General features: G+C 65.6%; 23 protein-coding genes. All 23 read right to left on the reverse strand.

Annotated features, from left to right (window positions below; genetic code table 11):
• Positions 1–13 precede the first annotated feature (13 nt).
• On the reverse strand, positions 14–1,090 hold the full coding sequence (gene glnL, locus ACN20X_RS23455) for a nitrogen regulation protein NR(II) (protein ID WP_016447543.1): 1,077 nt from the start codon (positions 1,088–1,090) through the stop codon (positions 14–16).
• Between the two features lie 30 nt (positions 1,091–1,120).
• On the reverse strand, positions 1,121–1,624 hold the full coding sequence (locus ACN20X_RS23460) for a hypothetical protein (RefSeq protein WP_017404153.1): 504 nt from the start codon (positions 1,622–1,624) through the stop codon (positions 1,121–1,123).
• Between the two features lie 180 nt (positions 1,625–1,804).
• Entirely contained in the window at positions 1,805–3,220 is a 1,416-nt protein-coding gene (gene glnA / locus ACN20X_RS23465; RefSeq protein WP_016447544.1) for a type I glutamate--ammonia ligase, read from the reverse strand.
• 225 nt (positions 3,221–3,445) lie between these two features.
• Positions 3,446–4,264 carry a competence/damage-inducible protein A gene (locus ACN20X_RS23470; RefSeq protein ID WP_016447545.1) on the reverse strand — a complete coding sequence of 273 codons (819 nt, stop codon included), beginning with the start codon at positions 4,262–4,264 and terminating at the stop codon, positions 3,446–3,448.
• Positions 4,261–5,160: an EI24 domain-containing protein gene (locus ACN20X_RS23475; RefSeq protein ID WP_016447546.1), complete on the reverse strand. Its 900-nt coding sequence runs from the start codon at positions 5,158–5,160 to the stop codon at positions 4,261–4,263. The genes ACN20X_RS23470 and ACN20X_RS23475 overlap by 4 nt, the downstream gene beginning before the upstream one ends.
• A 15-nt stretch (positions 5,161–5,175) precedes the next feature.
• Positions 5,176–6,156: a sterol desaturase family protein gene (locus tag ACN20X_RS23480; RefSeq protein ID WP_016447547.1), complete on the reverse strand. Its 981-nt coding sequence runs from the start codon at positions 6,154–6,156 to the stop codon at positions 5,176–5,178.
• A gap of 39 nt (positions 6,157–6,195) precedes the next feature.
• On the reverse strand, positions 6,196–7,014 hold the full coding sequence (locus ACN20X_RS23485) for a polysaccharide deacetylase family protein (RefSeq protein ID WP_046984225.1): 819 nt from the start codon (positions 7,012–7,014) through the stop codon (positions 6,196–6,198).
• Positions 7,014–8,006 carry a YncE family protein gene (locus ACN20X_RS23490; protein ID WP_441588111.1) on the reverse strand — a complete coding sequence of 331 codons (993 nt, stop codon included), beginning with the start codon at positions 8,004–8,006 and terminating at the stop codon, positions 7,014–7,016. Before ACN20X_RS23490 ends, ACN20X_RS23485 begins: the two co-directional genes overlap by 1 nt.
• 441 nt (positions 8,007–8,447) lie before the next feature.
• The gene (locus ACN20X_RS23495) at positions 8,448–8,972 is read right to left on the reverse strand and encodes a phosphoribosyltransferase (RefSeq protein ID WP_012206807.1); all 525 of its coding nucleotides are present in this window, start codon (positions 8,970–8,972) and stop codon (positions 8,448–8,450) included.
• Between the two features lie 43 nt (positions 8,973–9,015).
• A complete protein-coding gene (locus ACN20X_RS23500) occupies positions 9,016–10,392 on the reverse strand; it encodes an adenylosuccinate synthase (protein WP_043790770.1) in 1,377 nt (458 codons plus the stop codon).
• Positions 10,393–10,431: 39 nt separating this feature from the next.
• On the reverse strand, positions 10,432–11,580 hold the full coding sequence (locus tag ACN20X_RS23505; RefSeq protein WP_016447551.1) for an ATP phosphoribosyltransferase regulatory subunit: 1,149 nt from the start codon (positions 11,578–11,580) through the stop codon (positions 10,432–10,434).
• Positions 11,581–11,781: 201 nt separating this feature from the next.
• On the reverse strand, positions 11,782–12,672 hold the full coding sequence (hflC, locus tag ACN20X_RS23510) for a protease modulator HflC (protein WP_016447552.1): 891 nt from the start codon (positions 12,670–12,672) through the stop codon (positions 11,782–11,784).
• Between the two features lie 12 nt (positions 12,673–12,684).
• Positions 12,685–14,079: an FtsH protease activity modulator HflK gene (hflK, locus tag ACN20X_RS23515; protein ID WP_016447553.1), complete on the reverse strand. Its 1,395-nt coding sequence runs from the start codon at positions 14,077–14,079 to the stop codon at positions 12,685–12,687.
• 71 nt (positions 14,080–14,150) lie between these two features.
• Positions 14,151–15,365: a GTPase HflX gene (gene hflX, locus ACN20X_RS23520; protein ID WP_016447554.1), complete on the reverse strand. Its 1,215-nt coding sequence runs from the start codon at positions 15,363–15,365 to the stop codon at positions 14,151–14,153.
• A 67-nt stretch (positions 15,366–15,432) separates the two neighbouring features.
• Entirely contained in the window at positions 15,433–15,684 is a 252-nt protein-coding gene (gene hfq, locus ACN20X_RS23525; RefSeq protein ID WP_012206813.1) for an RNA chaperone Hfq, read from the reverse strand.
• Positions 15,685–15,786: 102 nt separating this feature from the next.
• Positions 15,787–17,133 carry a ribosome biogenesis GTPase Der gene (gene der, locus ACN20X_RS23530; protein ID WP_016447555.1) on the reverse strand — a complete coding sequence of 449 codons (1,347 nt, stop codon included), beginning with the start codon at positions 17,131–17,133 and terminating at the stop codon, positions 15,787–15,789.
• A 15-nt stretch (positions 17,134–17,148) separates the two neighbouring features.
• Positions 17,149–18,306 (reverse strand): outer membrane protein assembly factor BamB, encoded by a 1,158-nt coding sequence (gene bamB, locus ACN20X_RS23535; RefSeq protein WP_016447556.1) that lies wholly within the window; start codon positions 18,304–18,306, stop codon positions 17,149–17,151.
• 20 nt (positions 18,307–18,326) lie between these two features.
• Positions 18,327–19,010: a YfgM family protein gene (locus tag ACN20X_RS23540; RefSeq protein ID WP_016447557.1), complete on the reverse strand. Its 684-nt coding sequence runs from the start codon at positions 19,008–19,010 to the stop codon at positions 18,327–18,329.
• Between the two features lie 70 nt (positions 19,011–19,080).
• On the reverse strand, positions 19,081–20,340 hold the full coding sequence (gene hisS, locus ACN20X_RS23545; protein WP_212646543.1) for a histidine--tRNA ligase: 1,260 nt from the start codon (positions 20,338–20,340) through the stop codon (positions 19,081–19,083).
• Positions 20,341–20,524: 184 nt separating this feature from the next.
• Complete coding sequence (gene ispG, locus ACN20X_RS23550; protein ID WP_473209966.1) at positions 20,525–21,808, reverse strand: flavodoxin-dependent (E)-4-hydroxy-3-methylbut-2-enyl-diphosphate synthase; 1,284 nt, start codon at positions 21,806–21,808, stop codon at positions 20,525–20,527.
• 2 nt (positions 21,809–21,810) lie between these two features.
• The gene (locus ACN20X_RS23555; protein ID WP_047472010.1) at positions 21,811–22,782 is read right to left on the reverse strand and encodes a RodZ domain-containing protein; all 972 of its coding nucleotides are present in this window, start codon (positions 22,780–22,782) and stop codon (positions 21,811–21,813) included.
• Positions 22,775–23,635, reverse strand: coding sequence for a type IV pilus biogenesis/stability protein PilW (pilW, locus tag ACN20X_RS23560; RefSeq protein ID WP_174538864.1), 861 nt, complete (start codon positions 23,633–23,635; stop codon positions 22,775–22,777). Before pilW ends, ACN20X_RS23555 begins: the two co-directional genes overlap by 8 nt.
• A gap of 28 nt (positions 23,636–23,663) precedes the next feature.
• Positions 23,664–24,788: a dual-specificity RNA methyltransferase RlmN gene (gene rlmN / locus ACN20X_RS23565; protein ID WP_017404144.1), complete on the reverse strand. Its 1,125-nt coding sequence runs from the start codon at positions 24,786–24,788 to the stop codon at positions 23,664–23,666.
• Positions 24,789–24,870: the final 82 nt, after the last annotated feature.

Genomic DNA, 24,870 nt, shown 5'->3' on the forward strand with positions numbered 1-24,870 from the left:
ACTTCCGTGGGCCTCAAGGCAGGGGAATGAGGATGCGGAAATCCGTGCGGCCCGGCTGGCTTTCACATTCGATCAGCCCCTGGTGGCGCTGCACGAAGGTCTGCGCCAGCGTCAGCCCCAGTCCCGAACCGCCATCCCTTCCCGATACCAGCGGATAGAAGATCCGCTCCTTGATGGCATCGGGAACGCCTGGCCCGTTGTCGATCACATGCAATTCCAATGCCAACCGGTAGCGTTGGCGACCAAAAGTTACCTGGCGCGCCACACGGGTTCTCAAAATGATCTCGGCATCGCCGGCAGCGATGCGTTCGTGCAAGGCCTGCGCCGCGTTCTGGACGATGTTGAGCACGGCCTGGATCAGCTGTGCGCTGTCGCCCCGGAACTCGGGAATGGAGATGTCGTAGTCGCGCGTAATGGTCAGCCCTGCAGGATGCTCGACCAGCACCAGCGAACGCACGCGCTCGCAGACTTCGTGGATGTTGACGTCACCGACCTCGTGCGGATGGCGGTGCGGCGCCAGCAGCCGGTCGACCAGCGCCTGCAGACGGTCGGCCTCGTGGATGATGACTTCGGTGTACTCGCGCAGCTCGGGCGCGTCCAGATCCATCTGCAGCAGCTGGGCCGCGCCACGGATGCCGCCCAGCGGGTTCTTGATCTCGTGGGCCAGGTTGCGGATCAGCTCCTTGTGCGCCTGGGCCTGCTCGCGCAAACGCTCCTCGCGGTCCTGGCGGGCCTGCTGCTCCAGCGGCCAGAACTCCACCAGCACATGGCCGGGCCGCTCGGCCAGGGAAACCGTGACGTGCACAGGAAGCGCATCGCCCCCCACGCGGTGCAGGCTGGCCTCGAAGCGCAGGGCGGCGAAGTCGTTGTCCTGGGCGCCGCGCAAGGCCTTGTCCAGCAAGGCCGGCTCGGTGAAGCAGGCAGCCAGCTCGCTGCCTTCGAGCATGCGGCGCGACAGGCCCAATGCGTTCTCAAGGGCCGCGTTGGCGAAAAGCACGGCGCCTTGCTCGTCGAGCACGGTCATCAGCGTGCACAGCAGATCAAGCGCCTGATAGGAGGCCGGGGGCGCCGGCCGGTCGTCCTGGATCATGGCCGGGCTCGCATGGGCCGCTCGGGCCCGTCAGTTCTTGGGAAGTCGATCCAGTTCGCGGCGGATGCCGGCGACATCGCCTTCCTGCCGCGAGATGCTGCTCTTGAGCTGCTCGACACGTTCCAGATAGCCCTGGGGATTGCGCAACTCCAATGCGGTGCGCTGGGGATTGCCATCGTTGTACTCCTGACGCAGCTGTGTCAGCTTCTCCTGGGCGCGGGCCAGCTCGCTTTCGAGGATGGTCCGCGCATCGGAGTCGCGGGCCTTCTGGGCGCTGCTGTTGACCTTGGCCGGAGCGGGCGATCCTGCCGCAGGAGCGGCGGAGGTGCGCGGTGCCTGGCCGCCGCCCGAGGCCGCCGGCTTGCTGCCGCCATGGATCACCGTCACATGCCCGCCGTCCACCGGCTTGCAGTCCTTGGCCTTGGCCTGGCTGACGTTGTTGGTGTACTCGTTGCCGCAGCGGTAGATCACGTCCTGGGACCAGGCTCCTGCCGACAGCAGCGGCAGCAGCAGCGACACAAACAGTTTCTTCATTCCATTCCCTCGGGTAGCCAGATCGGAAGGGCCCGGCTTGTCCGGGCAAGTATCGCTCCATCTTCCGGGCTGGACGTCATTTCTTGAGCGGGACAACCCCTTTTGGTTCCACGCCCAGCATACCCAGGTCCTGGCCGAAAGCAAAAAAGGCGGCTTGCGCCGCCTTTTTGCCGACCCGCCTTACAGCGAGAAGTACATGTCGTACTCGACCGGGTGCACGGCCTGACGGTAACGGGTCACTTCGCCCATCTTCAGCTCGATGTAGGCATCGAGCATGCTGTCCGAGAACACGCCGCCCTTGGTCAGGAACGAACGGTCTGCGTCCAGTGCTTCCAGGGCCTGGTCCAGGCTGTGGCAGACCGTGGGCACCAGCTTGTCCTCTTCCGGGGGCAGGTGGTACAGATCCTTGGTCGCGGCTTCGCCGGGATGGATCTTGTTTTCCACGCCGTCCAGACCCGCCATCAGCAGGGCCGAGAAGCCCAGGTAGGGGTTCATCAGCGGATCGGGGAAGCGTGCCTCGACGCGGCGGCCCTTGGGGTTGGCCACGTAGGGGATGCGGATCGATGCCGAGCGGTTCTTGGCCGAGTAGGCCAGCTTGACCGGAGCCTCGAAGCCGGGCACCAGGCGCTTGTAGCTGTTGGTGCCGGGGTTGGTGATGGCGTTCAGGGCACGGGCGTGCTTGATGATGCCGCCGATGTAGTACAGCGCGAAGTCGGACAGGCCGGCATAGCCGTCACCTGCGAACAGGTTCTTGCCATCCTTCCAGACGGACTGGTGCACGTGCATGCCGGAGCCGTTGTCGCCCGGATAGGGCTTGGGCATGAAGGTGGCGGTCTTGCCGTAGGTGTTGGCCACGTTCCAGATCACGTACTTCATGACCTGTGTCCAGTCGGCGCGCTCCACCAGGGTCGAGAACTTGGTGCCGATCTCGTTCTGGCCGGCGCCAGCCACTTCGTGGTGGAACACTTCGACGGGAATGCCCAGCTGCTCGAGCAGCAGCACCATCTCGGCGCGCAGGTCCTGTGTGCTGTCCACAGGCGGCACGGGGAAGTAGCCGCCCTTGTTGCGCGGACGGTGGCCACGGTTGCCGGACTCGAACTTGGCGCCGGAATTCCAGGGGGCTTCGTACTCTTCGATTTCGTAGAAGGTGCTGCCGGGTTCGGTGTTCCAGCGCACGCCGTCGAAGATGAAGAATTCAGGTTCGGGACCGAAGTAGGCGGTATCGCCCAGGCCCGAGGCCTTCAGATAGGCTTCGGCACGCTTGGCCACCGAGCGGGGATCGCGGTCGTAGGCCTTGCCATCGCCGGGTTCGATCACATCGCACTGCAGGAACAGCGTGGTCTCTTCAAAGAAGGGGTCGATGTTCGCGGTGGCGGGATCGGGCATCAGTTGCATGTCCGATGCTTCAATGCCCTTCCAGCCTGCCACCGACGAGCCGTCGAAGGCGTGGCCCGAGGTGAACTTGTCTTCGTCGAAGTGCGACACCGGCACCGTGACGTGCTGCTCCTTGCCACGGGTGTCCGTAAAACGAAGGTCCACGAATTTGACCTCGTTCTCCTTCACCATGTTCAACACGTCTGCAACGGTCTTTGCCATCAGATCTCTCCTGCCAATCTGGCTGATCAAAAAAGATAAATACTCTTAAGCAGTTTGCGTGCCAGGCTGCATCCATTGAGTGCATGCCCGCAGACTGGCACCTGCTTGGCGCGCCAGCCCCGTGATTCTGCCGCCTTGCGTGGGCGTTGTGGATGACATTGCAGCCTGGCCCGGCCCGAGTGACCACTCACCAAATCGGTGCAGATTTGGATGAAGGGCCGTAAATCAGATATTGCGCACCAATTCAGGGCCAAGACTTGCACCAAATGAGTGCAGACCTTCCAGCAGCGTGGGCCAGGCCTTGGTGACGGCACCAGCTTCGCCCTTGACACCAAGTTCTATGTGCCGGCCGTGCTTTGAATCATCCACGCTGGGCAGGCTGAACACCTTGACGCCCGGGTGGTCGCGCTCTATGGCCACCATCAGCGGCGTCAGCGTGGCTTCCATGCCGCCGTAGACGATGACCGAATGCTCCCGCTGCACCGTGCTGTGGAAATGCTTGGCATAGCGCTGCTCCAGCACCCACTCGACCATGGGCCAGGCCATGACCGGGAAGCCGGGCACGAAGTGCACCGTGCCGCTGGCGCCCGAACAGGAAAAGCCCGGGATCTTGTTGTAGACGTTGGGGATGATGCGCGCGCCTTCGGGGAAGTTGCCCATCTGCAGCCGGTGCAGGTTGTCGGCCCGCTGGGGCTCGTAGGGCTTGCCTTCCTCGGTGGCCACATCGCGCATGCGCTCGCGGATCAGGGCCACGGCTTCCGGGTGCAGGGCCAGCGGCACGCCCAGGGCCTCGGCCGCGCATTGGCGCGTGTGGTCGTCGGGGGTGGCGCCTATGCCGCCAAAGCTGAAGACCACGGCCTGCGATGCGAAGGCGCGGCGCAGGGCGTCGGTGATGCGTGCCCTATCGTCACCCACGTACTCGGCATGGGCCAGGGACAGGCCACGCGCGCCCAGCAGCTCGATCAGCTTGGGAAGGTGCTTGTCGGCACGCTTGCCCGACAGGATTTCGTCTCCGATGATGAGTGCGCCAACTTGAAGGGTCATGTGGTCTTTTCTTGCGGGGTGGGGGGAACAGGGGCTGTGCCGGAGCCTTGCGGCGCGTCGGGAGCGTAGGGAATGATGGGTGCTTCGGGCAGCGCCGGCTCCTCCTCGCGCATGCGCTGCAGCGCCGCCAGGCAGAAATGGGCAAACCACAGCGAGGAGAAGGCGAAGATCAGCGCATAGATCCAGATGGCCACTGGAATCAGTATCCAGAAGGCTGCAACGAAGACCACGCCCGAGGCCCAGACAATGGCCGGAGCCGCCCCCAGGTAGCCACAGACCACGCCCATGAGCATCAGCGCCAGGCGGTGGCGCAGGAACAGGCTGCGGCGTTCTGGCTTGCTGGCGTGGGCAGACAGCGCGTCAAAGGCCATGACGCGGTAGGTCAGCCAGCCCCAGATCAGCGGGGGGATCACCACCACCAGGGGAGGCACGAACCACAATGGAACCGATACCAGCAACGCGATCAGGGCGATCAGCGAGGAGCCGGCCGACCACAGCAGGCTGCCGATCAGGGTGGCTCCCTGCCTGCGCTCGAGTGCCGGAAAGCGCCGTTGCGCCACCAGCTCGACCAGGGCCGGCGTCATGAACAGCGCCACCAGCAGCAGCGAGACCACGACCAGCACCGGCGTGACCGAGAGCACGACCAGCACCGGCGCCACCAGCTCGGGCAGCGATTGCACGCCCATCCAGGACCAGACGGTGTGCAGCCAGCCCACGCCCTGCAGGACTCCTTCCGTCCAGACCACGGCATCGGCCCAGAAGAAGTAACCCAGCAGCCAGGCCGTGATGGCCATGAAGAGCAGGGGAAACAGCGACCATGCAATCACCCGCTTATGCAGGCAATACGCCGTCGCACGCCAGAAGGAATCGAGTAGCAAGCCCATGCCGGCAAGCATACCCCGAGCCCAGCCTCAAGCGCGACCCATCAACCTTAGGAACCCACGCCATTGCTGGGCCCAAAAGCCCTGGCCGTAGTCGCGCAGCTGGCCCTGGGCATTGGGCTGGACCTGGTCGCGCACGCCGGTGGGATCGAAGCGCAGCTCGAAATTGGCGGTGCCGAACAGCATGTCCCACCAGGGCAGGAGCACGCCGAAGTTGTTGCCATGCGCCTTCTTGTTGCGCACGGGCGCCATGGGCTCGTGGCCAATGCCGATGGCGTGGTGGCGGCGGTGAAAGCGCGGGCTGATCCACAGCCGCTCGCCGATGGTGCCGAACCAGACGCGCAGGTTGGCATGCTGGAAGCTCTCGCTGAGCTGGGTGAAGGCCACGATGGCCACGAACTGGCCTGGAGCCACGCCGATGAACTGGGCCACGAGCACGATGATGGTGTCGCGGATCACATCGTCGAGCAGGTGATTGCGGTTGTCGCTCCAGACCGTCATCTGGCGTTGCGAGTGGTGCAGCGCATGCAGCTTCCACCACCAGCCGATGCTGTGCTGGCCCCGGTGTATCCAGTAGTCGAGGAAGTCGAAGGCCAGCAGGTAGATGATCAGGCTGACCCAGGCCAGATCGGTCACGCCGGGCCAGACACCGTCCAGGTGAAAGCTCGGCAGGCCCCAGACATGCAGGCGGCCCATGAGCTCGTCCCACAGCGGGTCCAGCGTGAAGAACAGCGCCAGCCTGAACAGGCCCAGCCGGTGCACCACGGTATAGATGATGTCCACATGGATGGCGCGCCGGTCGGTAACGGGCTCGACGGGCCGCCAGTACTGCAGCGGCGCGATCACGGCCACCATGATGAAGATCTGGAGCAGGCCCACCAGCAGCCAGCCTGTGGCGTCGTAGGCATCCTCCAGCAGGCTGGCCTGTCCCAGCCAAAAGAGCACAGGCTGGACAACGCCCTCGAACAGGCGCTGCTGCGCATTACCGAACCACTGAATCCACCAGTCCACACCACGCTCCCATCGCCCGCCGCGCTGCGCGCGCGGACGTCATGCGAATTTTGCTATCCAATCCCGATAGTCGGGATGCTCCCGCAGCGTGCGGAAGCAGAACCCCTGCTTGAGCAGGCCTGTGATCAAAGGTTCCAGCACGGCCGGTGCCCAGGGGTCCTTGCGTGACCAGATGCCCAGATGGGCCAGCAGGATGTCGCCGCTGCGGATGTTCTTGAGCGCCTGGGCCAGCAGCTGCGCATTCGGGTAGCGGTCGCTGGGCAGCTCGTCGCCCAGAAAGCCTGCGCTGGACCAGCCCACATGCATGTAGCCGCCCTGCCGCGCGGCGTCCAGCAGCGCGGGCGAGGTCTTGCCGCCGGGCGCACGGAACAGCGGCAGGGGCTTGCGCCCGGTGATCTGCTGCAGCCGCTGTGCAGCCCTGCGGATCTCGTCGCAATAGCCTGCCGCATCGACCGTGAAGCTCTCGTTGGCGCGTGGCCCGGCCGAGGGGCGCACGCGAAAGCCCGTGACCGGACCGTTCTTCGAGGCACGCAGATCACCGCGCCAGTACATGTGGTCGTAGGTGTGCGAGGCGAACTCATGGCCTTCGGCGGCGCGTGCGCGCCACCAGGGCGCCCAGGTCTCGCCCAGGCTGCCGTCGCCTTGCTGCGTGCGCTCGTTGGCGGCAAAGAAGGTCACTGGCACGCCATGGCGCTTGAGCACCTCGGCCACCAGGTCGGCAATGCCCATGTGGCCCGTGTCGAACGTCAGGTACACGGTCTTGGCGCAGCCCGTGCCCTGCCCTGCGGCCATCGCGGGGCGCAGCAGGCTGAAGGCGGCGGCGCCAGCCAGCGATTGCGCAAAGAGTCTGCGGTCCATCAGCGCTGCGCGTGGGCCAGTGTCCAGACACCGTGGGGCGACTTGCCGACCTTGACCTGCTGGACCACCTTCTTTTCGACGGTGTCGATCACCGACAGCTTGCGCGCCCAGCGCGAGCTGACCAGCAGGTAGCGGCCGTCGGCGGAAACGTCCATGCAGTCCGGGCCTCCCGGGGCCGGGTAGCTGGCCACGACCTGGTTGGTCTGCATGTCGATCTTGCTGATGGTGTTGGCCACGCGGTTGCTCACATACAGGTGGCGGCCATCGCCGGCGGCACGCATGGCGTGGGCGCCAGCGGCTGTCTTGATGCGGGCCACGCTGCGCGGCTCGGGGCCGGTGATGTCGAACACTTCCACGCCATCGCTGCCGGTCAGGCCGATGAACAGCTTGGTGCCGTCCGGGCTGCCATAGAGATCGGCCGGCATGGGGCCGGTGGGCACGCGGGCCTTGATGGTCTGCGTGGCGATGTCGATGGCCACCAGGGCATCGCTGTCCTGCATGGTGGAATAGATGGTCGTGCTCCTGGCATCGATCCAGAGATGGCTGGGCGTCTTGCCCGTGGGCACGCGCTTGACCAACTGCGGGTTCTGGCCATCCCAGCGGTAGATGTCGATGTGGTTGAGGCGGTTGGCCGCCGTGACGAACCACTTCATGTCCGGGCTGAAGCGCAGGTGATAGGGGTCGATGATGTCGCGGATCACGCGCTGCACCTCGCCCGTGCGCGGATCGACCAGGGTCAGGGTATCGCCCAGCGCATTGGCCACGACCAGCGATTTCTCGTCAGGCGTGAGGTAGAGGTGGTGCGGCTCCTTGCCCGTGGGAATGCGGGCCGTCTCCTGCCAGGTGACCGGGTCCACGATGCTGATGTTGGCATCGAGCGAGTTGAGCACGAAGATGGGCGTGGGGCCCTGGGTCTGCGGCGGCGGCGTGACACGCGCAACAGGCGCAACAGGCGCAACTGGTGCTACCGGGGCAGCAGAGGCCGCAGGCACGGAAGGCGCGGCGGGAACGGCAGCGGCCTGAGCCGATGCAGCCTGCGCCTGGACGGCTGCAGGCGTGGCTGAGGCCGCACGGGCCGATTTGGATCCGGGCAGGGACGCCACGGCCAGCCAGGCCAGCGCACCGCCGCCCACAACCAAAGCCACAGCCGCGCCCAAGCGCCCGACGGAAAGACGTTTCACAAAGCACCACCTTCTGAGAATCTGCGCAGTGTAGCCGCGCCATTCAGCCCTCGGACGCTCTAGGGCATCGGCTTTTGAAGCTGTGCAAAAAACCGACATTTACGCGACGTTGGCCCGAGATATCGCGACAAGCGCGCCAACCCATGACTTGCATCAAGGCATGACGACAACGCATGAAAACGCAGGCCACAACGACAAAGGGAGCCGGTTGGCTCCCTTTGCAGGCAAGGACCTTGGAAAGCGCAACGGCTCTCAGATCTTCCACTTTTCCATGAGCTTTTCGGGACGCAGCGTGTCGTAGTGCTCGAAAGGCTGGTGGATCCAGGGGTTGGTCGGCAGGTAGTCCACCGAGTAGTCGGGCGTGAAAGCCGACAGGCCCTTGGTCCAGATCACGGCGCTGCGCAGCTCGGTGATCGGCGGGTAGTTGGTCTTGAGCATGGCGATCACGGCATTCAGCGTGTGGCCCGAATCGGCCAGGTCATCGACCAGCAGCACGCGGCCGGCAATCTCGCCCTTGGGCGTGGTGATGAAGCGCGCGATGTCCAGATGGCCCTGCACCGTGCCGGCCTCGGCGCGGTAGGAGCTGGTGGACATGATGGCCAGCGGCTTGTCGAAGATGCGGCTGAGCATGTCACCGGGGCGCAGGCCGCCACGGGCCAGGCAGAGAATGGTGTCGAATTCCCAGCCGGACTGGTGCACTTTGATCGCGAGCTTTTCGATCAGTCCGTGGTATTCGTCGTAGCTCACATACAGGTGTTGACCGTCTTCCGTCAGCATGGAATGGCTCCTGGTTCAATCTTGGGGTTCAAACGCCAGCAGTTCACTGGGCGGCGTAGGGGTTTTGCATCAGGATGGTGTGATCCCGGTCGGGGCTGGTCGAAACCATGGCGATGGGCACGCCCGTCACTTCCTCGATGCGCTCCAGATAGCGGCGGGCATTGGCCGGCAGCTTGTCGTAGTCGGTCACGCCCACGGTGGAATCGGTCCAGCCGGGGATGGATTCATAGATGGGCTTGCAGCGGGCGATCTCGTCGGCGCCCATGGGCAGCAGGTCGATCTTTTCGCCGTCCAGCTCGTAGCCCACGCACAGCAGCAGTTCCTGCAGGCCGTCGAGCACGTCGAGCTTGGTGATGCACAGGCCCGACAGGCCGTTGACCTGGGCGCTGCGCTTGAGCAGCGCGGCGTCGAACCAGCCGCAGCGGCGCGAGCGGCCGGTGGTCACACCCTTTTCGGCGCCCACGGTGCTCATGTGCCAGCCTGGCGTGCCTTCCTTTTCCCAATCCAGCTCGGTGGGGAAAGGACCGCCGCCCACGCGGGTGCAGTAGGCCTTGGTGATGCCCAGGATGTAGTGCAGCATGCCAGGGCCCACGCCGGAACCGGCAGCCGCATTGCCGGCGACGCAGTTGGACGAGGTGACGTAGGGATAGGTGCCGTGGTCCACGTCCAGCAGCGTGCCCTGCGCGCCTTCGAACAGCAGGTTGGCGCCTTCGGCGTGCGCGGCGTTCAGCTCGCGGGAGACATCGGCCATCATGGGCTTGAGCAGCTCCGCATGGCGCATGGCCTCTTCGTACACCGCGTCGAATTGCACTTCGCCATCCTTGATGTACGGCTTGAGCGCGTCACCGAAGGTGAAGTTCTTCGAGCCCAGCACGTTGACCAGGATGTGGTTATGCAGGGCCAGCAGTTCGCGCAGCTTGGTGGCGAAGCGCTCGGGGTACTTGAGGTCCTGCACGCGCAGTGCGCGGCGGGCAATCTTGTCTTCGTAGGCGGGGCCGATGCCACGGCCGGTGGTGCCGATCTTCTCGGCGCCGCCCTGCTCGCGCGCCGCTTCGCGCGCCACGTCCAGCGCCGAGTGGAAGGGCAGGATCAGCGGGCAGGCTTCGGACACGCGCAGGCGGTCGCGCACTTGCACGCCGGCCTTCTCCAGGCCTTCGATTTCCTCGAACAGCTTGGCGGCCGACAGCACCACGCCGTTGCCGATATAGCACTTCACGCCGGGGCGCATGATGCCGCTGGGAATCAGGTGCAGCGCGGTCTTCACACCATTGATGACCAGCGTGTGGCCCGCATTGTGGCCACCCTGGAAGCGGACCACGCCCTGGGCGCTTTCGGTCAGCCAGTCCACCAGCTTGCCCTTGCCTTCGTCACCCCACTGGGTGCCGACCACGACCACGTTGCGACCTTTGGTAGCTTTCATATTCAAATCCGATGAAATCCGAAGAAATTGACAAATGCGTCAGATGGCTTGCACGGCCCACTGCCCGGCAACCTGCACGAGCTCACGGTCGCAGTGGAACTCGTCCACTTCGCTTTCATGGCCTGGCAGCACGCAGACCACGGTCTCGCCCTGCCGGCGCAATGCCGCGATGGCGGCTGCCACCTGGGGATCGTCGCCCCAAGGCGCACGGATGGCAGCCTTGAGCGGGCGCTCGGGCACGACGGCCACGAGCTGCTTGATGTCCAGGCTGAAGCCGGCGGCGGGCCGGTTGCGGCCAAAGACCGCGCCCACCTCGTCATAACGGCCGCCGCGCACCAGCGCGTCGCTGGCACCCGGAACATAGATGGCGAAGCGCGTGCCGCTGTAGTAGGCATAGCCGCGCAGATCGGCCAGATCAAAGCTCACGTTCACGCCTTCCAGGCGCTGGGCCAGCCAGCGCAGCTGGTCCAGCAGAGGCTGCACGCCTGCCGTGCGCGCCAGCAGCTTCTCGGCGCGGTCCAGCACCTCGATGCCGCCGTACAACTGCAGCAAGGCCATCAGGCCTTCGCGCGAGGCGACGGGGAAGTCCCGGGTGAGGCGCTCGAGTTCGCTCGCATCCTTGGCGGCCAGCGCAGCATGCACGCCGCGCAGCACCTGCATGTCCACCATCACGCCGGCCAGCAGGCTGCGCACGATGCGCACATCGGCCAGATCGACGTTGATGTCGGTGACGCCCGCGCTGCGCAGGCAGTCCAGCGCCAGGTGCAGTGCCTCCAGGTCGGCTTCCATGCCCTGGTGGCCGTAGATTTCGGCACCGAACTGCAGCGGCTCACGCGTGGCGCGGGGACGATCAGGGCGGGCATGGACGACGGGGCCGCAGTAGCACAGGCGCGTGAGGCCCTTGCGGTTGAGCAGATGGGCGTCGATGCGAGCCACCTGCTGCGTGGTATCGGCACGCAGGCCCATGGTGCGGCCCGTCAGCTGGTCGATGAGCTTGCAGGTCTGCAGGTCCAGCGCCTCCCCTGTGCCGGTGAGCAGGGATTCGAGGTACTCCAGCATGGGCGGCATGACCAGTTCATAGCCATAGCCACGTGCGGTATCGAGCAGGCCTCGACGCAATTCTTCGATGTGCCGGGCCTCGGAAGGCAAGACATCGGCGATGTGATCCGGCAGGACCCAAGCAGACATGGAAAAAGGGGGAGGCTGTTAAAAACGTGATTCTACCGGCTGTTGCGGGCCAGCCCAAATTGGGGGTGTCCCAAGGCCCGCGAGGAGCGTTCGGTATTCCGAATCGATTCGGTGTGCGGGCGCCAGCGGCAGCGCAAGAAAAAACGGCGCCCCAACAGGGGCGCCGTGCATGGGCCGGGCGGCGTTGCCGCTCAGGCGTTCTTACTTTCCAGAGCTGCCGCCGTTGCGGTAGGCCTTGAAGAAGTCGGTCTGCGAAGGATCGAGCACAAGCACGTCGCTCTTCTTGGCAAAGCTGGACTTGTAGGCCTCCAGGCTGCGGTAGAACTGCGCGAACTGCGGGTCCTTGCCAAAGGCGTCGGCATAGGTGCGGGCGGCTTCCGCATCGCCCTCGCCCTTGAGCTTCTGGGCATCGCGGTAGGCGTTGGCGATGGTGATCTCGCGCTGGCGATCGGCCTCGGCGCGGATCTTCTCGCCTTCGGCGGCGCCGGTGGAGCGCAGCTCGTTGGCCACGCGCTTGCGTTCGGCCTCCATGCGGCGATAGACCGATTCCGTGATGGTCTCGGCATAGTCCACGCGCGTGATGCGCACATCGACCACGTCCACGCCCCAGGGCTTGGCGCCGCGCACGGTCTCCAGCACTTCGCGCTTGACGTCGTTCATCAGCGCGTCGCGCTTGCTGGACAGAAGCTCGCGCACGGTGCGGCGGTTGATTTCCTCCTGGAAGGCGTTGCGCACCACGCGGTTGAGCTGCATGGCACCGGCCGATTCATCCAGGCCCACGTTGCGGATGTACTCCGACGGATCGGAGATGCGCCAGCGCACGTACCAGTCGATGACCACGCGCTGCTTTTCGGCAGTGAGCATGGGCTCGGTGTCGGTGCTGTCCAGTGTGAGCAGGCGCTTGTCGATGTAGCGCACGTTCTGGAACGGCGGCGGCATCTTGATGTTCAGGCCCGGCTCGGTGATCACTTCCTTGATCTGACCCAGGGCATAGACCACGCCGAACTGGCGCTGATCGACGACGAACAGCATGGAGCTGAGCAGCGCCAGCGCCAGAAGAATGCTGGTGATGAAAAATCCAACTCGGTTCACTTGGGCTGCTCCTCAGCGTGCTTCGCGGTCACGGCTGCGACTGCTGTCGCGGCTGCGCGCATCGTTCGAAAGGCCGGGAATGGCGGCAGGCGCAGGCGCCTGGGTGCTGGGGGCAGCCGAGCCATCGGCTGCCGGCACATTGCCGCTCACGCCTTGCATGATCTTGTCCAGCGGCAGGTACAGCAGGTTGGAGCCCTGGCGCGATTCCACCAGCACCTTGGTCACGTTGCCGTAGATCTGCTGCATGGTTTCCAGATACATGCGGTCGCGCGTGACCTGGGGCGCCTTCTGGTACTCGGTGAACACCGAGCTGAAGCGCTGCGCATCACCCTGGGCCTGGGCCACGATGCGGGCCTTGTAGCCATTGGCCTCTTCCAGCAGACGTGCCGCCGAGCCGGCTGCGCGGGGCACCACGTCGTTGGCATAGGCCTGGGCCTCGTTCTTGGCGCGCTCGCGCTCCTGGCCGGCACGCAGCACGTCGTCGAAGGCGGCCTGCACCTGCTCGGGCGGACGCACGCCGCCTTGCTGCAGGTTGATGCCCACGACTTCCACGCCCACCTTGTAGCGGTCCAGGATGGTCTGCATCAGGTCGCGCACGCGCGGCGCGATCTGGTCTCGCTCCTCGGCCAGCGCCGTGTCCATCTTCATCTTGCCGACGACTTCGCGCACGGCGGTCTCGGCGGCCTGGACCACGGCCTCGGACGGGTTCTTGCTCTCGAACAGCCAGGCACGCGCGTCGCTCAGACGGTACTGGACGGCGAACTTGATCTCGACGATGTTCTCGTCCTCGGTGAGCATGGCCGACTCGCGCAGGCCCGTGCTCTTGATGATGGTGTCGCGCCCCACGTCGGCCGAGCGGATCTGCGTCACGAACACCAGTTCATGGCGCTGGATCGGGTACGGCAGGCGCCAGTTGATGCCGGCACCCACCGTGCTCTTGTACTTGCCGAACTGGGTGATGACGGCCTGCTGGCCTTCCTGGACGATGAAGATGCCGGTGCCCATCCAGATGATGAAGGCAATGCCGGCAATCAGGCCCACGCCCATGCCGGCACTGCGCATGTCCGGTGGCTGGCTGCCACCGCCATTGCGCACGGGAGGCTGCCCGCGGCCACCGCCCGGCTTGCCGCCGAACAGGCCCGAAAGCTTGCGGTTGAGGTCACGCCACAGCTCGTCCAGATCCGGCGGCTGGCCACCCCCACCCGAGGAGGGACGGTTGTCACGGCTGTCGCGGTTGTCGCGTGCGGGTTCCGCAGGCGGCGGCGCAGCGGGACGGTCGGCATCGGGGCGCGAGGCATCGTCGTTCTTGTCGTCGCCACGTCCCCAGCGCGGATCATTCAGGTTGAACATCCCGCGAAGGCGCTGCGGCAGCATCGCCCAGCGATGGGCGCGTTGTGAAAGATTCATGCGAGAAGTCTCGGTTTCTTCGGTAAAGACAGGGACCCAATCGGCATTTTGCCCAATCAGGGCGCTAGCCCCTAGTATTCGGCGTCCTGCCCAGGGGGCATCGCGCCATCCACCTCCCCTTCGCCCCGCTCTTCACCACCATGCGCTTCGGCGTATTCCGCTTCTGCGCGCAGTGCGTGGTCGGCCAGCAGCTGCCGCAGCTGCGGCAGCCCCTCGCCGGAGCGGGCGCTGACAAACACCCGTGAAACAGGTAGCCCGTCAAGCTCGTACTGGTCCTGCAACTGCGCTGGAAGCCGCTCTTCATCGACGGCATCGAGCTTGTTGAAAACCAGTACCAGAGGCACCTCCTGGGCACCGATTTCCTTCAGAACTTTCTGGACTTGTTGGATTTGTTCCGGGAAATTCGGATTGGAGGCGTCAACCACATGCAGCAGAAGATCGGCATCGATCGCCTCCTGCAACGTGGCCTGGAATGCATCGACCAGGCCGTGCGGCAGGTCGCGGATGAAGCCCACGGTGTCCGACAGGGACACCGATTGCCGGGCCTCGTTCAAATACAGCTGGCGCGTGGTCGTGTCCAGCGTGGCGAACAACTGGTCGGCCGCATAGGCCCGCGCCTTCACCAGCGCGTTGAACAGCGTGGATTTGCCGGCATTGGTGTAGCCGACCAGCGAGATGTTGAAGATGCCATGGCGCTCGCGCCGGCGGCGCTGCGTGGCGCGTTGCTTCTTGACCTTCAGCAGCCGCTCCTTGGTGCGCTTGATCGATTCGTCGATCATGCGGCGATCCAGCTCGATCTGCTTTTCGCCAGGGCCGCCGCGCCCGCCGATGCCGCCCATCTGGCGCTCCAGGTGGGTCCAGCGGCGCACGAGGCGCGTGGCCACGTATTGCAGGCGCGCCAGCTCCACCTGCAGCTTGCCTTCATGGCTGCGGGCGCGCTGGGCGAAGATCTCCAGGATCAACAGGGTGCGGTCGTTGACCGGCATCTGCAGATGGCGCTCCAGATTGCGCTGCTGGGCCGGGCTCAGGGCCTGGTCGAACAGCACTTCCTGGGCACCGTGCATCTGGGCGAGCATGCGGATTTCGTCGGCCTTGCCGCTGCCCACGAACAGCGCCGCATCGGGCACCTTGCGCTTGCAGGTCAGGCGTGCAACGGGACGCAGGCCGGCCGTGCCGGCCAGCAGGCCCAGCTCTTCCAACTCGCCATCGAAATGGGGAAAGCCGAAATCCACGCCCACCAGCAGCACTGGCGTTGGCGTGGACCGGTCAAAAGATTCAGAACTCAAGAAAAACCTCTCCCGAAGGGTGAGGAAGCTCCCCGGCTGTGCGGGGAGGCATCAGGGCGCAGCGAGCTCAAGCGCTGGCGTCGCTGCCGGCAGCTTCGGCCGTGGAGAAGTTCACGGCGCGGCCGGGAACAATGGTGGAGATGGCGTGCTTGTAAACCATCTGGGTGACGGTGTTGCGAAGCAGAACCACGTACTGGTCGAAGGATTCGATCTGGCCTTGCAGCTTGATGCCGTTGACGAGGTAGATGGACACCGGCACATGTTCGCGGCGCAGCGCGTTCAGGAACGGGTCTTGGAGGAGTTGGCCTTTGTTGCTCACGATATTCTCCGTGTTCGAAGAGTGTTGTTGTAAACCGACACCTTACCACAGTGTTTTGGGCCCCCTGTCTGCACAAGGGTTTTCCCCAAATTCCGTGGCTTGTTATTTGTCCTTGTCGGCGAAAGGATTATGAGAGGTTTTCAACTCGATCCGCAACGGCGTGCCGACCAAATTGAATTCCTTTCGGAACCGCCCCTCGAGGAAGCGCTTGTAGGCCTCCGTCACATGCTCGAGCGAATTGCCGTGTATGACGATGACCGGCGGGTTCATGCCGCCCTGGTGCGCGTAACGCATCTTGGGTCGGTAGATGCCTGTCTTCTTGGGCGTCTGGAACTGCACGGCTTCCATCAGCAGGCGCGTGAGCACCGGCGTGGGCATCTTGCAGGTGGCTGCCTTGTGCGCCTGGATGATGGAGTTCCACAGCGGACCCAGGCCCTGGCGCTTTTCGGCCGAGATGAAGTGCATGGGAGCGAACTTCAGGAAGGACAGGCGCGTCTCGATCGAGCGCTCCAGCATCTGGCGCTGGTAGTCGTCCACCGCATCCCATTTGTTCACGGCCAGCACCACGGCGCGGCCGCTTTCCAGCACGTAGCCGGCAATGTGCGCATCCTGGTCGGTCACGCCCTGCGTGGCATCGATGAGCAGCAGCACGACGTTGGCGCTCTCGATGGCCTGCAGCGTCTTGACGACGGAGAACTTCTCGATGGCCTCGAACACCCGCCCCTTGCGGCGCAGGCCTGCCGTGTCGATGAGTTCGAACTTCTGGCCGGCGCGCTCGAAGGGCACGGAGATGGCATCGCGCGTGGTGCCCGGCATGTCGAAGGCGACCAGTCGCTCCTCGCCCAGCCAGGTGTTGATCAGCGTGGACTTGCCGACGTTGGGGCGGCCGGCCACGGTGAGGCGGATGGGCTTCTGGGCCACATCGTCGAAGGGGTCGTCTTCCTCGGGTTCGGGCAGGTTGAGCTGGCCCAGGGCCAGGTCGACCAGGCCGCGCACACCCTGTCCGTGCGCGGCGGAAACCGGCAGCACTTCGCCCAGGCCCAGTTCGTAGAACTCGGTCAGCTGCACGCCTTCCTTCATGCCCTCGGCCTTGTTGGCCACGAGCACGCAGGGCTTGCCCAGGCGGCGCAGGTACTTGGCGATGTCATGGTCCTGGGCAGACATGCCCAGGCGCGCATCGACGACGAAGACCACGACGTCTGCCTCGGCCACGGCCTGCTGCGTCTGGCGCGCCATCTCCTTGAAGATGCCGCTGGATGCATCAGGCTCGAAGCCGCCGGTGTCGATCACGATGTATTCGTGCTTGCCCTGGCGGCCCTGTCCATAGTGGCGGTCACGCGTGAGGCCCGCGAAATCCGCGACGATTGCATCCCTCGACTTGGTCAGCCGATTGAACAGCGTCGATTTGCCCACATTGGGTCGCCCTACCAGGGCAATAACTGGCTTCATTCCCGAAAATACCTATCAATCCGGCCGGAAGCCGTACACAGTTCCGCTGCGGCTTACCACCACCAGCGTATTGGCAGCCGATACCGGGGGCGAGGCCACACCGGAGTCGTCCGTCTTCAATCGTGCCAGCGCCTGTCCGTCCGTCTTGGACAGCAGGTGCACCACACCATAGTCATCACCAAACACCACCGAACGGCCCAGCATCAACGGCGCCGTCAGGCGGCGGTGCTGCAACTGGTCAATGGACCACACACGCGAGCCGTCGCCGCGGCGCCAGGCCTGGACGGTGCCATTGCTTTCGGCGCCGAACACGGTCTCGCCATCGCCGTCGATGCCGTCGGCACCCTTGGACGGCTGGGTCCAGCGCACCGATGCATTTTGCGTATCCACACAGCCCACGGCAGCCTGGAAGGCGCGCGCGCAGACGCTGTCGCCGACACGGCTGACGCGGCCGACGAGGTCCACCAGGCGCTCCACGTCATTGGTGCCGCGCGGGCTGGCCAGCGGGGCCTCCCAGCGCACGGCACCTGTGTCGGGATCGATGCCCACCATGCGGCCCGACAGGCCGGCCACCAGGGTGTTGCCCACGGCGATCAGAACGCCGGGCTGGCGCAGCACCAGCGGTTCGCCAGGGCGCTGCGCGGTCCACAGCTTGCGGCCATTGGCGGCATCGAATGCGGCCAGCGAGCGGTCGGCCGCCAGCACGAAGACGCGGCCGCCCGCCACCAGCGGCGGCGTGTAGGCGGCTGCGGGCAGCGGCTGCTTCCACAGCTGCTTGCCTTGCGAGTAGACGATGACCTGGTTGCTGCGCGTGAGCACGGCCTGGCGCTGGGCGTCGCCACCCACGCCGGCAGTCAGCGGCTCGCCAACGGTGAAGCGCGACAGCTGGCTGCCATTGCGCGCATCGAGGGCCGTGACGCTGCCGTCCTTGGCCGCGATCAGCAGCGTGTCACCCTGCACATGGATGTCGGTGGCCAGCGGCACTTCGGCGCCCAGCTTGGCCGTCCAGGCCTGGTGCACTGCCAGCAGGCCGGGGTTGGCCCCCAGTTCCTTGGGCTTGGGCTTGGTGTCGCTGCTGAACCACGAGGAGACCGTGGAGCAGCCGCCCAGGGCACCGGCCAGCAGGCCCAGAGCCATCCAGCGCGCAACGCCACGCGGGCGCGAGATTGCCATCAGTTGATCTGCCGAAGTTTTCAAGGTTGCTTCTCCGAGGTCGAAGTCTTGGCCTGTGCCAGCACGGTGGGCGTGGCGCCCAGGGCGTTGAGCTTGAATTCGATCAGGCGTCCGTAGTCCACGCCCTTGTCCAGGAGCGCATGGGCGCGCTGGTAGGCGTCGATGGCCTCGGCCGTCTTGCCCTGGGCCGCAAGAATGTCGCCGCGGCGGTCGGCCACGATGCCGGCGAAGGATTCGGGCATGCTGCCATCCAGCGCCTTCAGGGCTTCGTCGTACTGCTTTTGCTGCTCCAGCACGGCGCTCAGGCGCAGCTTGGCCAGGGCCTTGTAGCCTTCGTCGCCCTTGTCGGCCACCCAGGTCAGGGCTGCCTTGGCATCATCGAGCCTGCCTTCGTCCACTGCGGCCTTGGCCAGCAGCAGGCCGGCCTGGGCTGCCTGCGTGGTGCCGGCGTACTTGTCCTTGAGATCGGCAAAGGCCTGGCCGGCGCGCGCCGCATCCTTGCCTGACAGCGCCACATCGACGGCATGCGCCAGAGCGGCAGCCTGGGTGGCCTGGCGCTTTTCCCAGTACTGGTAGCCATTCCAGCCGGCAAAGCCGACAAAGATGACCACGAGCACACCCGTGATCAACGTGCCCCAGGTATTCCAGAAATGCTTGAGCTGCTCTATCTGCTCTTGTTCTTCGAGATCGAAATGGTTTGCCATGAATCGCCTGTGTCGCCTTGTGTATGGAGGACGCCGCTGGAGCGGTGGCCTGGAAAGCTGCGGATGACGGTCAAACCGCCGATTGTAGGGTGGCAGCCCATTGGGCCGCATCGGCCAGGGCTTGCTGCACCTGCTGGCCCGTGCCGTCGCGCAGCGACTTGACGGTGACCAGGCCCTGCTGCAGCTCGTCGGAGCCGAAGATCAATGCGAAATGCGCGCCACTGGCGTCGGCCTTCTTGAACTGCGACTTCATGCTGCCCAGGCCTTCGGCGCTGGCCGCATGCATCTGCACGCGCACGCCGGCCTCGCGCAGTTGCTGCAGGGTGCGCAGGGCCACGGGCATGGCCGACACGTCGGGAACGATGGCGTAGGCATGCAGCGTGGGCGCGGGGATGTCGGCGCCCAGCTCCTTGACGAGCTCCAGCACGCGCTCCACGCCCAGCGCCCAGCCCACGGCCGGCGCGCTCTTGCCGCCCACCTGCTCGATCAGGTAGTCGTAGCGGCCGCCGGCGCAGATGGTGCCCTGCGCGCCCAGCATGTCGGTGATGAACTCGAACACCGTGAGGTTGTAGTAGTCCAGGCCGCGCACCAGGCGCGGATTCACGGTCCAGGGCACGCCATTGGCGTCCAGGATGGCCTTGAGTCCGTCGAAGTGGGCCAGCGAGCCCTCGCCCAGGAAGTCCAGCAGGCGCGGCGCCCCGTTGACCATGGCCTGCATGGCGGGATTCTTGGTGTCCAGCACGCGCAGCGGGTTGCTGTACATGCGGCGCCTGGCCTCTTCGTCCATCACGTCCTGGTGCTGCTCCAGGTAGGCGATCAGGGCCTGGCGGTGGGCCTGGCGCTCCTCGGGCTGGCCCAGGCTGTTGATTTCCAGGCGCCACTGCGTCAGGCCCAGCTGCTTCCACAGGGAGACGGCCAGCAAAATGAGCTCGGCATCGACATCGGGGCCGGCAAAGCCCAGGGCCTCGGCACCGATCTGGTGGAACTGGCGGTAGCGGCCGCGCTGCGGGCGCTCGTGGCGGAACATGGGCCCCATGTACCACATGCGCTTGCCGCCGTCGTACAGCAGGTTGTTTTCGATGGTGGCGCGCACCAGGCTCGCCGTGCCTTCTGGGCGCAGCGTCAGGCGCTCGCCATTGAGCTTGTCCTCGAAGGAGTACATCTCCTTTTCGACGATGTCCGTCACCTCGCCGATGCCGCGCACGAACAGTTGCGTGTGCTCGACGATGGGCGTGCGCACGTTGCGGTAGGCAAAGCGCGCCATCAGCTCGCGCACCTGCGCCTCCAGCCATTCCCAGCGAGCGGACTCGGCGGGAAGAATGTCGTTCATGCCTTTGACGGCGGAGAGTTTTTCGGGTTTGGCCACGTTGTTCTCGTTCGATGAATGCTCGGAAACAGGAGCGGACCCCGCCTTTTGCGCTCCATGCTCCCACGCGCATCCCGCGTGAGACCCCATGAAACAAAGCGTGGTGTGCTATCTATTTTGCAATAACTGCAATGCCTGGCGCAGCCGCTCAGGCGGGTGCGGCAGCGGTGGTGCCATAGGTGCGCGCCACATAGTCTTCGACCAGGGTCTGGAATTCCTCGGCAATGCGCTCGCCGCGCAGCGTCAACGCCTTCTCGCCGTCAATGTAGACGGGGGCAGCGGGCGCCTCGCCCGTCCCGGGCAGGCTGATGCCGATGTTGGCGTGCTTGCTCTCGCCAGGGCCGTTGACGATGCAGCCCATCACGGCCACCTTCATGGCCTCGACGCCGGGGTACTTCATGCGCCACAGCGGCATCTGGCCGCGCAGGTAGTCGTCGATGCGCTTGGCCAGCTCCTGGAAGGTGGTGCTGGTGGTGCGGCCGCAGCCAGGGCAGGCCGTGACGCTGGGCACGAAAACGCGCAGGCCCAGGGCCTGCAGGATTTCGGAGGCAACCACCACTTCCTGCGTGCGCGCCTCGCCGGGCTGGGGCGTGAGCGAGACGCGGATGGTGTCGCCAATGCCTTCCTGCAGCAGCACGGACAGCGCGGCGGCCGAGGCCACCGTGCCCTTGGTGCCCATGCCGGCCTCGGTCAGGCCCAGGTGCAGCGCATAGTCGCAGCGCTGCGCAAGGGCCCGGTAGACCGAGATCAGGTCCTGCACGCCGCTGACCTTGCACGACAGGATGATGTTGTCGCCGTTCAGCCCCATGGACTCGGCCAGGCGCGCGGAATCGACGGCCGAGGAGATCAGCGCCTCGAACATGACCTGGCGCGTATCCCAGGGCTGGGCGCGGCGCGAGTTCTCGTCCATCAGGCGCGCCATCAGCTCCTGGTCCAGCGAACCCCAGTTGACCCCGATGCGCACGGCCTTGTCGTAGCGGGCTGCCGCCTCGATCATCTGGCCGAACTGCCTGTCCTTTTTCTCGCCCTTGCCGACGTTGCCGGGGTTGATGCGGTACTTGGACAGCGCCTCGGCACAGGCCGGGTATTCGGTGAGCAGGCGGTGGCCGTTGTAGTGGAAGTCGCCCACCAGCGGCACGTACTCGCCCATGCGGTCGAGCTGCTCGCGGATGTAGGGCACGGCAGCGGCTGCCTCAGGCGTGTTGACGGTGATGCGCACCATCTCCGAGCCGGCCTGGGCCAGCTGGCGCACCTGGATGGCCGTCTCGACCGCGTCCACCGTATCGGTGTTGGTCATGGACTGCACGCGCACAGGCGCATCGCCACCCACGGTGACGACGTTGTTGCGCCAGACCACGCGGGCCTGGCGGGACTTGCGCGGCAGCGGCGAGGCAATCGCTATCGGCTGCTGCGTGATGGGGAGATCTTGCACGGTCACTTCACCTCAAAGCGGGCCACATTGTCACGGGTGGTCTTGGCCACTTCCAGCAGCTCACCACGGACGCGCACTTCGGTGCCGCTGGCATTGCCGACGATGACAGACAGCGGCAGCGCACCTTCGGCGCCAACCGACTCACCTGCCGCCAGCGTCTTTTGCAGCACCACGCGGCCGTTGGCATCCTTGACCTGCACCCACGATTGTGCGCTGGCCTTCATGACCAGCACGCCACCAGGCGTTTGCGCGGCCTGGGTTGCAGGAGTCGCCGCTGCGGCATCGGCGGGCACATCGCCAGGCACGCCGGCTGCGGGAGCCGCTGCTGCAGGCGCCTGGACGGCTGGCGTGGCTGCAGGCGCTGCAGGTGCTGCAGGCGCCGCCCCTTCGGAGGCTGGCGCCGTCACTGCGGGCGCCACAGGCTCCTGGGCAGCCACGGGCTCGGACACGGTTGCGGCCGGCGACACCAGGGCAGCGGCGTCGGAAGAGCCGGCCTGCGGCTCCTCGGCATCGCCCTCGTGCTTGGGCAGGAAGTACACGGCGGCGGCGGCCGCCAGCAGCAGCAGCACGATGATGGCGACCTTGCGCGAACCGTTTTCGCGGCCCAGCGGTGTTCCGGTGGCCTTGAAGGAGCGCTCCTTGAACGTGGCATTGATGCTGCCGCGATCATCGGCCAGGCTCTTGAGCTGGGTGCGCGGCAGCAGGGCCAGCACCGAGGCCGAGTCCACGCGCAGCGTGCGGCAGACGCTTTGTGCCAGGGCCCGCATGAAGACATGGTCCTGGAAGGCGGCATAGTCATCCGCCTCCAGGGCCTCCAGCTTGGGGGCCGGCACCTTGAGCGCCGCCGCCAGTCCGGCCAGCGACAGGCCTGCCGCCTCGCGCGCCTGGCGCAGCAGCGTGCCCGCCGTCATGGAAGTTTTGGCGTTCTCGCCTTGCGTACCTGCTTCGTCATGCACCGCCAACACCTCACTCATTGAATGCTCCACGCTCGTAGGCCAGCCATTGGCGGGACTCCGGGAAGCGCTGGTGCAGCTGGTCGGCCAGCTGCCGCATCGCTGCAGATTGCTGCAGCGCCCTCTCTATCTTGATGCCCAGCCACAGGCTTTCCGCGTTGGACTGGGGGCTGCTGTTGAGGCGGCGGATGTAGAACTGCGCCCTCTTGGCGTCGCCCCCCTGCAGCATCACATTGCTCAGGTGATAGGCTATCACCGGGTTGGCGGCGTCGAGTTCATAGCCCTTGAGCAGCGCCTGCTGGGCCTCGACCAGCAGGCCGGCCTGCTGCAGGCACAGGCCCTTGGCCATCCATGTCTTGGGACGCTCCAGGTAGCCGGGCTGGGCCAGTGCCTTGTCCAGCCATTCCTGGGCCTGCACATACTGCTTGCGCTGGCACAGCAGCCATCCGTAGTTGTGCTGCAGGTCACCGTCCTGGGGGCGCAGCGACATGGCCTTGCGCAGGCTGGCATCGGCCTGGTCCCAGTCCTGGTTGCGCATGTAGATCAGGGCCAGCAGTCCATAGCCATCGGCGGAACCGGGGTCGGAGGCCAGCGCCTGGTTTACCTCTTCCAGGGCCACATCGATGCGGCCGGCCTGGAAGTAGGAAGCCGCCAGCTCCAGGCGAATGGCCGCGCGGCGACGGGGATCGACCTCGGCGGCCGAGGCCATCGAGGCATTGGAGACGGACGAAGCATTGCCGGAGCCTGAATTCGCCGAAGGCACCAAAGGTTGCTTGCCGGCGCAACCGGCCAAGGCAAGGACCAGCACCGGCACTGCCCAGCGCATGCATCCACCGATACCCCCCGATCGCAGCCGCCGAGCCACTGACTTCATGAACTGTCCCTTTGTTCCGTAGGTCCTCTCAAGGCATCTGCTTGAGAACAATGGTGCGCTGCTTTGCCATGCGCTCGGCAGCGCGCGTGCGGTCCTTGACATCGCCAGCCAGCTGTCCGCAGGCTGCGTCGATGTCGTCGCCACGTGTCTTGCGCACCGTGGTCACAATGCCGGCATTGCTCAGCAGGCTGGCGAACTCCGTCACCCGCGCTGCAGGTGAACGCAGCAGGCCCGAGGCCGGGAAGGGGTTGAACGGAATCAGGTTGAACTTGCACCAGCTGCGGCCGTCGCCACGTGCGCGGACCAACTCTATCAGTTGGCGCGCATGCTCGGGCTGATCATTGACGCCATCGAGCATGCAATATTCGAACGTGATGAAATCGCGCGGCGCGAACTCCAGGTAGCGCTCGCAGGCATCGAGCAGCTCGTGGATGGGGTACTTGCGGTTCAGCGGCACCAGCGGGTCGCGCAGCTCGTCGTTGGGCGCATGCAGCGACACGGCCATGGCCACGGCGCAGTCCTGCGACAGCCTGTCGATCATCGGGACCACGCCCGACGTGGACACGGTCACGCGGCGGCGCGAGAGGCCGTAGCCATGGTCATCCAGCATCACGCGCAGCGCCGGCACCAGGGCCGTGTAGTTCTGCAGCGGCTCGCCCATGCCCATCATCACCACGTTGGAGATGACGCGCTCGCCGCCCGTGCCCAGGCGCTTGCGCAGCGCATGCTCGGCATACCAGAGCTGGGCCAGGATCTCGCCCGTGCTGAGGTTGCGGCTGAAGCCCTGGTGACCCGTGGAGCAGAAGCGGCAGCCCACGGCACAGCCGGCCTGGGACGACACGCACAGCGTGCCCCGGTCATCTTCGGGAATGAAAACGGATTCGACGGCATTGCCGCCCCCCACGTCGAACAGCCACTTGACCGTTCCATCGGCAGACACATGCTCGGTCAGAACCGGCAGGGCCGTGATGTGGGCACGCGCCTTGAGCTTTTCGCGCAGGGACTTGGCCAGATCGCTCATCTGGTCGAAATCGCTGGCGCCTCGCTGGTGGATCCAGCGGAACAGCTGCGTTGCGCGGAAACGCTTCTCGCCGAGCTGTTCGCAATAAGCGGCCAGTCCGTCGAGATCAAAATCTAGCAAATTGGTATTCATGTCGGCAGGCCGGTGCCACGCCGCTCTCGGCTCTTCCGCGGCAGGCATGGCCTGCACCGGACAGACCATGACGGCCGCGGAA

This window comes from Delftia sp. PX-1 (genome assembly GCF_055797465.1).